General features: G+C 64.3%; 8 protein-coding genes. 4 read left to right on the top strand and 4 right to left on the bottom strand.

Annotation, left to right across the window (positions count from 1 at the left end):
- Positions 1–5: 5 nt before the first annotated feature.
- From doeA to EN884_RS16080, 3 genes are all read left to right on the top strand, one after another.
- Entirely contained in the window at positions 6–1,184 is a 1,179-nt protein-coding gene (gene doeA, locus EN884_RS16090; protein WP_063170122.1) for an ectoine hydrolase DoeA, read from the top strand.
- 5 nt (positions 1,185–1,189) lie between these two features.
- Positions 1,190–2,188, top strand: a complete 999-nt coding sequence (gene doeB, locus EN884_RS16085; RefSeq protein ID WP_024502317.1) for a N(2)-acetyl-L-2,4-diaminobutanoate deacetylase DoeB — start codon at positions 1,190–1,192, stop codon at positions 2,186–2,188.
- 414 nt (positions 2,189–2,602) lie between these two features.
- Positions 2,603–2,914, top strand: coding sequence for a hypothetical protein (locus EN884_RS16080; RefSeq protein ID WP_224675447.1), 312 nt, complete (start codon positions 2,603–2,605; stop codon positions 2,912–2,914).
- Positions 2,915–2,984: 70 nt separating this feature from the next.
- On the opposite strand, the gene EN884_RS16075 is transcribed toward EN884_RS16080, so the two are convergent.
- The 3 genes from EN884_RS16075 to EN884_RS16065 form a co-directional block, all read right to left on the bottom strand.
- Positions 2,985–4,103: a P1 family peptidase gene (locus tag EN884_RS16075; protein WP_063170123.1), complete on the bottom strand. Its 1,119-nt coding sequence runs from the start codon at positions 4,101–4,103 to the stop codon at positions 2,985–2,987.
- Between the two features lie 4 nt (positions 4,104–4,107).
- Positions 4,108–5,739: an exodeoxyribonuclease VII large subunit gene (xseA, locus tag EN884_RS16070; RefSeq protein ID WP_063170124.1), complete on the bottom strand. Its 1,632-nt coding sequence runs from the start codon at positions 5,737–5,739 to the stop codon at positions 4,108–4,110.
- 83 nt (positions 5,740–5,822) lie between these two features.
- Entirely contained in the window at positions 5,823–6,779 is a 957-nt protein-coding gene (locus EN884_RS16065; protein WP_063170125.1) for a LysR substrate-binding domain-containing protein, read from the bottom strand.
- 178 nt (positions 6,780–6,957) lie between these two features.
- Between EN884_RS16065 and EN884_RS16060 the strand changes: the two genes are divergently transcribed.
- Positions 6,958–7,248 (top strand): DUF1127 domain-containing protein, encoded by a 291-nt coding sequence (locus tag EN884_RS16060; RefSeq protein WP_063170126.1) that lies wholly within the window; start codon positions 6,958–6,960, stop codon positions 7,246–7,248.
- A 160-nt stretch (positions 7,249–7,408) separates the two neighbouring features.
- On the opposite strand, the gene EN884_RS16055 is transcribed toward EN884_RS16060, so the two are convergent.
- Positions 7,409–8,449: DUF937 domain-containing protein (locus tag EN884_RS16055; protein ID WP_128360625.1), on the bottom strand; the 1,041-nt coding region annotated here is incomplete at its 5' end.

Below are 8,449 nucleotides of genomic sequence, written 5' to 3'. Positions count from 1 at the left end.
GAACAATGCAACCGAACCTGAGATTCTCGCGCGGCGAATATGCGGATCGCCTCGCCAAGACACGCAAAGCCATGGAGGTGAAGGGCGTCGATCTTCTTGTTATCAGCGACCCGTCCAACATGGCCTGGCTGACCGGCTATGACGGCTGGTCGTTCTACGTGCATCAGGCGGTTATCGTGCCGCCATCGGGCGAGCCGGTCTGGTACGGCCGTGGCCAGGACGCCAACGGTGCCAAGCGCACTGCCTATCTCGCGCATGACAACATCGTCGGCTATGCCGATCACTATGTGCAGTCGACCGAGCGCCACCCGATGGATTTTTTGGCCAGCGTGCTTGCGGATCGCGGCTGGGGCAAGCTGACAGTCGGCGTTGAGATGGACAATTACTGGTTCTCGGCCGCCGCCTTCGCATCGCTGCAGAAGCATTTGCCCAATGCCCGCTTTGTCGATGCCACCGCGCTGGTCAACTGGCAGCGCGCGGTGAAGAGCTCGACCGAGATCGACTATATGCGCAAGGCGGCTCGCATCGTCGAGGCGATGCACCAGCGCATCTTCGACAAGATCGAGGTCGGCATGCGCAAATGCGATCTCGTTGCCGAAATCTATGATGCCGGCACGCGCGGCGTCGACGGCATCGGCGGCGACTATCCGGCGATCGTGCCGCTGCTGCCGTCGGGTGCCGATGCCTCGGCGCCGCATCTGACTTGGGACGACAGACCGATGAAGCGGGACGAGGGCACCTTCTTCGAGATCGCCGGCTGCTACAACCGCTATCACTGCCCGCTGTCGCGCACCGTCTTCCTCGGCAAGCCGACGCAGGAATTCCTCGATGCCGAGAAGGCGACGCTGGAAGGCATGGAAGCGGGGCTGGCCGCGGCCAAACCCGGCAACGCCTGTGAGGACATCGCCAACGCCTTCTTCGCCGTGCTGAAGAAGTATGGCATCGTCAAGGACAACCGCACCGGCTATTCGATCGGACTGTCCTATCCGCCGGACTGGGGCGAGCGCACGATGAGCTTGCGTCCCGGCGACCGCACCGAACTCAAGCCCGGCATGACCTTCCATTTCATGACCGGCCTGTGGCTGGAAACGATGGGACTGGAGATCACCGAGTCCATCCTGATCACCGAAACCGGTGTGGAGTGCCTGGCCAATGTGCCGCGTAAGCTGGTGGTGAAGGATTGAGCCCGATGTCGAATCTACGCTCATCACCGGTCGCGCCGACCGTCGATTTCGACCGCGACGGCGTCCAGCACGGCTTCCTGCGCTTGCCCTACAGCCGCGACGATTCCGCGTGGGGCTCGGTGATGATCCCGATCTGCGTCATCCGCAACGGCAACGGACCGGCAGCTCTGCTGTCCGGCGCCAACCATGGCGACGAATATGAGGGGCCGCTGGCCCTCTACGATCTCGCCAGGACCCTCGATCCCAGGCAAGTCAGCGGCACGGTGATCATCGTGCCGGCAATGAACTATCCGGCCTTCCGCGCCGGCACGCGCACCTCGCCGATCGACAAGGGCAACATGAACCGCAGCTTTCCCGGCCGGCCGGACGGAACGGTGACCGAAAAGATCGCCGATTACTTTCAACGTGAGCTGCTGCCTCGCGCCGACATCGTGTTCGACTTCCACTCCGGCGGCAAGACGCTGGACTTCGTGCCGTTCTGCGCGGCGCACACTTTGCCCGACAAGGCGCTGGAACAGAAAGCCTTTGACGCGGTCGCGGCCTTTGCCGCTCCGTTCTCGATGCGCATGATCGAGATCGACGCCGTTGGCATGTACGACACGGCAGCCGAGGAGATGGGCAAGGTCTTCGTCAGCACCGAACTTGGCGGCGGCGGCACGTCGCGCGCGCAAACCGTGCGGATCGCGAGGCGCGGCATTCTCAACGTGCTGCGTCATGCCGGCATTGTAGATGGTGCGGTCGAGAAGACTCGAACCCAGTGGCTCGACATGCCGTCGGGCGATTGTTTCTCGTTCGCCGAAGACGACGGCATGATCGAAACCATGGTCGATCTCGGTGAGCCCGTCAAAGAAGGCTCGGTGCTGGCGCGCATTCATTCCACCGGCCGCACCGGCGTCGCTCCGCAGGAGATCCGGGCAAAAATGTCGGGCATGCTTGCGGCGCGGCATTTCCCCGGGCTGGTTAAGGCCGGCGACTGCGCGGCGGTGGTGGCTGTGCACGTCTGAGCGGCTCCGCCGGGGCCTGCTCCACCCGGTTCGGGTCCATCGTCACTTGTTCTGCGTCCGTCGCGGAGCCCTTCGGCGCGGCGGAAAGAAGCAGGATAGCGGGCGGAGTCGACATTGCAGGAGGATGTCACTATATAGCGGCGGCTTCGACCCGCGCGCCCGAGGGCAGCACCTCGAAGCAACTGTGAATGTGTAGTGTTTTGCGCCATCTATTGTGACGGAAATCGGCTCGGAAACCGGAAAAAAGCAAATAGAAACAGTGGCGCAGCGCTGGGTGTGACCCAGCCAACGGTACCGACCCCTCCAGAATCAGAAAATGCCCTTGACCCCTCGATTTCCTATGGCTCTGTGGACCTTGGACGGCATTGGCTTGCCGGCTGACCGCGACTCGGCTGGAATGGGGACATGCATCCTTTGCGGGATGTCGACGTTTATGATTACCAACCGGCTTTGCCGCCAGGGAACAGCAGTATGAGCGAACACGCCATCGAATTCTTGCGGGGATGGATCGGCGAAAAGGTCCATTGCCAATCCTCCCAGGCAAGGATCGACAAGCAGGCCGAAACCTTGGCCAAGGAGTGCGCCGCCGAGGCGGCCGAGGTCGGCATTCCGCTGGAGGATATCCAGGAAGAAGTCGGCGATATCCAGGAACTTATCGCATCCCGGCTTGAGGAAGCGGCCGAGGCCGAAGAAAGCCAGCAGGCCCCCAGAAAAGCCGCGGAATGATCAAAGCCGCCGAATGATCGCATAGCGGCGACATTGTTGCAGCGCGGGCTTCTGGCCCGCGTTTTTGTCTTCAGCCAAAGGTCTCCTTCAGCCACGTCTTCGGCAGCGCCGGCACGAAATTCCCGTCCCGTCCGGTCATATCGTCATTGGCAACCAGCGCGTTGAGGATTGCTTCCTCTACGGTCTGGATCACCGCATCGAAAAACGGATCGATGTCGGTATCGGGAATAAAATCGGCACTGGCGATGCGGCCGGATGGCGCCCGCGCGGCGCTCGCATTGGCGGTCGAGAAGGCGATGAAAATGTCGCCTGAACTGTGATACCCGAAGCCTCCGGTCATGGCGACGCCAAGCGGCACCCGTCGGGCCAGCCGCTTCATCTGATGCGGCAGGAACGGTGCGTCGGTGGCGATGACGGCGATGATCGAACCCTTTTCGGCGCGCGGTGTGCCTTCGCGGACAGCCGGTTCGACGAGTTGCGGCCCGGCGCGCAGGCCGCGAATGGTTATATTGCGCCGTTTGCCAAAATTGGACTGCACGAAGGCGCCGACCGTATAGGCACGGCCGTGCCATTCGACGATGCGCGATGCCGTGCCGGAGCCGGCCTTGAAGCCGAAGGTGATCATGCCGGTGCCGCCGCCGACGCTGCCTTCCTCGATCGGTCCGCCGGCGGCACCGTCGAGGGCCTGCGCAACATGCTCCGACGTCAAATGGTGGCCGTTGATGTCGTTGAGGAAGCCGTCATAGGTCTCCGCCGCCACCGGCAGTCCCCAGCCGCTGTCGAGCGCCGCCGGCAGCACGCTTTGCATCCAGCGCAGCGTGCCGTCGCGGGAAACACCGCAGGAATGCGTGTTGGTGATGGTGATCGGGAAGTTGAAAGCGCCGGTTTCCTCGACGATGTGCGAGCCGGTCAGTTCGCCGTTTCCGTTCTGGCTGAAGATCCCGGCGAAGACCGGGTTGGCGAGGTCGGCAAGCGGCCTGGGCAGGATCGCGGTCACGCCGGTGCGCACCGGTCCCTTGCCGACGACAAGCGCGCCATCGCCCGAGATCAGCGTCGCATAGCCGACCGCGACGCCGGGCACATCGGTGATCGCGTTGAACGGTCCAGGCCGTCCGTCGAAGCCGATGCCGAAATTTCGCGCGCGCGGTTTGCCTGAGGGCGTTGCCAGATGATGCGGATTGTCGGTCATGGTGTCAGAATAGGGATCCCTGATTGCCAGGCTCTTTGGCCTTGGCCGCCGGCTTGGCCACGGCTTTCGGTTTTGCCGTGCCGCTGATTGCCACCGCATCGGCGGTCCCGTCGGCGAACTCGAGCGAAAGCGCCATTCCCGACGCCACGTCGGCAGCCTGCTTGACGACGGTGCCATCCGCATCTCTCACCAGCGCAAAGCCGCGGGCCAGGACGGCCTTGTGCGACAGCGACGCCATCAACCTGTCGGCCTGGACGATGCGGCCGCGCAGGCGCTCCAGCCTGAGCACCACTGCTTGCGTGCCGCGTCTTGTCAAAGCTGTCAGCAAATCCCTCTGCACGCGTTGCCGCCGTGCCGTCGGCTCGATCGTGATGCGGCCTTGCAGCATGGCCAGTTGCTGCTTGTGCCGCTGCAGCGATGCCCTGGCACATTTTGGCAATTGATCCGCCGCCCGGTTAAGCTCCGCACGCCGGGCTCTTGCCATCGCACGCAGTGCCCCTTGTGCTCGCAAAAGATTGCGTTCGTTGGTGCGCCGGGCCTCTGCAATGCGCTGCGACAGCATTGCCGGTGTCAGTTTCACGGCAAAAAACCTTGCACGCTTGCGTTCGGTGGAGACCAACAGGCCCCGGCCCAGCCTGGATGTCGCCTCATCGAGGCGCCGGCGCGGCAGCGCCAGCAATTGATCGGGCGAGGGCAGAGCCCGGGCGGCGGCACGGGCGGCCTGCCGCTTGCGCTCGAAATTGCGCAGCACCGCCGCTTTCAGCCGCGCACCGAGGCTGGCAAGCGTTGCTTCGAGGTCGGCCTTCACCGGCACGGCGATTTCGGCCGCGCCTGTCGGTGTCGGCGCTCGCACGTCGGCAACGAGGTCGATCAGCGTCCAATCGGTCTCGTGGCCGACAGCCGAGATCACCGGAATGCCGGAAGCGGCAACCGCGCGGGCGAGCGCCTCGTCGTTGAACCCCCAGAGGTCTTCGAGGCTGCCGCCGCCACGCGCAACGATCAACAGATCGGGCCGCTGGATGGCGCCATCCCATGCCAGCGCGTTGAAGCCGTTGACCGCGGCAGTCACTTCCGCGCCTGACGTCTCGCCTTGCACGCGCACCGGCCAGACCAGGACATGCAGCGGAAAGCGGTCCTTGATGCGGTGGATGATGTCGCGGATGACGGACCCTGTCGGCGAGGTGACGACGCCGATGACGCACGGCATGAACGGCAGCAGCCGCTTGCGACCGGTGTCGAACAGCCCCTCGGCCTGCAGCCGCCGCTTGCGCTCCTCCAGCAGCGCCATCAGGGCGCCGGCGCCAGCCGGCTCCAGATTGTCGATGACGATCTGGTAGTTGGATTTGCCGGGATAGGTGGTGAGCTTGCCGGTGGCGATCACCTCCATGCCCTCTTCGGGACGGAACTTCAGCCGGCTCATCGTGCCTTTCCACACCACGGCGTCGAGCCGCGCGCGGTCGTCCTTCAGCGCGAAATAGGCATGACCTGAGGAATGCGGCCCGCGATAGCCTGATATCTCGCCACGCACCCGCACATTGCCGAAAACGTCCTCGACCGTGCGCTTCAGCGCGCCGGAAATCTCGCTCACCGTATATTCGGCGGCGTTGGTGCGTGATTCGGATGCTACTTCGCTCATCCGTCGATTGGGGAACGGTTGGGCGCCCGCGTCAAGGCGGTTGCGTCGGGCCAGCCGTTCATAACCCGCACACCTGGCCCTGCCTACCAGCCGGGCAGGATCTGGTTCGGCTTGGTTCGCCGCAGCTTGGTGAAGGCGAGCGCTGCGAAATCGAACGTTCCGGGGTCTTCGCCGACCGGCACCGAGATGTTGTCCAGGCTTTCCGAAATATGGCGGGCGAGCGCATCGACGATCTCCGGCCGCGACGTCTGGCCGCGCATGATGCCGATGCGGCAATCGGGCAGGGCGCCGAAGCCGTCGGCTTCGCCCAGCACCCGCATACCGGGTCTGAGCGCGCATTCCGGCAGCACCGAGATTGCCAGCCCGGAAAGCACCGCGGCGGTGATGACGGTGGCCGAGAAACTGGTGAACAGGATACGATAGTCGCGGTTCTGCTGGTCGAGCACATCGACGGCGGCGCGCCGCCAGATGCAGTTCGGCCGGCCGAAGGCCATCGGCAGCGTTTCCTGCTCATGCGTGGCATGATTGGCCGAGGTGACCCACAGCAGCGGTTCGCGCCGCACCACCTCCGACTGGCCGCGTACGTCGTTGTGCGTCACCAGCGCGAGGTCGAGATTGCCGCGCTTGATATGCTCGACCAGCCCCGGCGTCGGCTCGCAGATGACGGTGAGTTCGACGCGCGGATTGGAGCGGGTGAACCGTGCCATGATCTCGGGCAGGAAACGATCGGCGTAGTCGTCGGGCGTGCCGATGCGGATCGTGCCTTCGAGCCGCCGGTCGTCGAAGGCCGCCAGGGTCTCGCGGTTGAGATAGAGCAGCCGCCGCGCATAGGAGAGCAGCTTGTCGCCTTCCTCGGTCAGCCTGTTGGTGCGTCCGTCCTTTTCGAACAGCGGCTTGCCCAGCCGCTCCTCCAGCCGGCGCATCTGCATCGACACCGCCGACTGGGTCCGGTGCACCTCTTCGGCTGCTCGCGTGAAGCTGCCGGTGTCGGCAATCGAGATGAAGGTCTGCAACTGATCGAGATCGAGCGGCGATTTCATCGATATGATCCATCACTGGTGTTGATGGTAAAGATTAGAAACATTCGTTGGATTAATCAATCGGCCGATGGCAAATTGGCATTGTCCACATGAAGGCATGTGAATCGAAGCCGGAACGGCCGCTGTCGCCAGCGCCGATCGCAAGGCTTTGCCCGTTCGAGTCTGAAGGAGACCGACAATGACCACGTTCGATTTCGCCACCGAGACCCCGCGCATCACCTCGCGTCCGGCCGTTGCGACGCGCGTGGCCAACACCGTCTCCAACATCTACCGCGCCTGGAAAAACCGCCGCGCCTTTTATCGCCTTGGCGAGATGTCGGACGCCGAACTCGCCGATATCGGCCTGACGCGCGCCGACCTGCATGTCGCTATCGACGTGCCGTTTGGCCGCGACCCGACGGCGATGCTGCGCGAGATCGCCAGTGATCGCATCGAAACGATCGAGGATTTCGCTCGCAAGGTGGCCTGATCGGTTGCTTGTTGTTTAGGTTGCCGTGAACCTTTTCAGGGTTCGACGCGACTGACGAGTATGCAGGCTCCCACTCCCTGCCGGATCCCCCCGGCCCGCCTGCACTCTGCCCGGTCCTCCCAGGACCGGGCTTTTCTCTTTCTACCTCAGCGAAGACCGCCTACCGCCGGTCCATGTCCCGCTTAAACTGGTCGAAGATTGTCTCCACGCCCTTCTGGTAGTCATCACGCTGCTGGGCGCCGGTTTCGAACATCTTGCCGAACAGGTCGTCGAACGGGTTTTTCGGCCGGCCGCTCGGATTGGCCTGTGGCTGCGGTGCCTGACGTTGCGGGGGCGCTTGAGGCTGTTGCGGCGCCGGCTGTCCGCCGGGGATGCCGCCTAAGCCACCGCCACCTTGCCGCAGCATCTCCTCGAAGATTTTCCCCAGCGGATTGTCTCCGTAGGGGCTTTGCGTCTGCTGGGGCTGCGGCTGCGCCCGCCCCTGCGGCTGCGGCTGAGGCGCGCCACCGCCGAACATGTCCTGCAGCACCTTGCCGAGCGGATTGTCGCCGTAGGGATTGGGTGCCGGCTGCGTCTGGCTTTGCGGCTGTGGCTGAGCCGCGCCGCCGCCGAACATGTCCTGCAACACCTTGCCGAGCGGGTTGTCCATCGGGTTCTGGGGCGGCGGCGCCTGGCGCGGCTGCGGCGCCGGGGCCTGCATGCCGCCGCCTTGCCGCATCATCTGCTCGATGATCTCGCCGAGCGGATTGTTGCCGCCGCCGCCAAAACCGCCGGCGGCCTGCATCTGGTTTGCCGTCTGCTTGAACAGCCCGCCCATGACCATCGAGGCGATCGCCGGCAGCATCTGCTGCAGGATCTGCTGATTGACGCCGCTGGCTTGCGCCGCCTGGCTGGCCACGGCGCGAGACAGATCCTTCGAACCGAACAGGTGCCCGAGAATGCCGTTGCCCTCATCGACGCCTTGCGGCGAGAAGGCCCGGGTTGCGTCCTCGAAATACTTGGCGTGCTGGCCGCTGGCCATCGCCGTCATGAAGGCGCCGAGCCCATAGGGGTCGGCGGTGTTGCGTTGCAGCCCCTGCGAAAAGGCCGGCAGCAATGCGGCAACCGCCGCTTGCGTCTGCTGCATTGAAAGCCCGTATTGCTGGGCAAGGGCCTGCATGCCATTGCCGTTCTGGGCCTGCGTCAGCATGTCGAACAAGGT

This window comes from Mesorhizobium sp. M7A.F.Ca.AU.001.01.1.1, assembly GCF_004022735.1.
GTDB lineage: Bacteria > Pseudomonadota > Alphaproteobacteria > Rhizobiales > Rhizobiaceae > Mesorhizobium > Mesorhizobium ciceri.
The sequence above is the reverse complement of the archived record's forward strand: the minus strand, read 5'-3'. Positions and strand labels throughout refer to the sequence as shown.

What these genes read in the sequence shown, in the direction of transcription:
- doeA (WP_063170122.1), top strand. Translation starts at nt 6, where the DNA reads ATGCAACCGAACCTGAGATTCTCGCGCGGCGAATATGCGGATCGCCTC.
- doeB (WP_024502317.1), top strand. Translation starts at nt 1,190, where the DNA reads ATGTCGAATCTACGCTCATCACCGGTCGCGCCGACCGTCGATTTCGAC.
- EN884_RS16075 (WP_063170123.1), bottom strand. Translation starts at nt 4,103, where the DNA reads ATGACCGACAATCCGCATCATCTGGCAACGCCCTCAGGCAAACCGCGC.
- xseA (WP_063170124.1), bottom strand. Translation starts at nt 5,739, where the DNA reads ATGAGCGAAGTAGCATCCGAATCACGCACCAACGCCGCCGAATATACG.
- EN884_RS16065 (WP_063170125.1), bottom strand. Translation starts at nt 6,779, where the DNA reads ATGAAATCGCCGCTCGATCTCGATCAGTTGCAGACCTTCATCTCGATT.
- EN884_RS16060 (WP_063170126.1), top strand. Translation starts at nt 6,958, where the DNA reads ATGACCACGTTCGATTTCGCCACCGAGACCCCGCGCATCACCTCGCGT.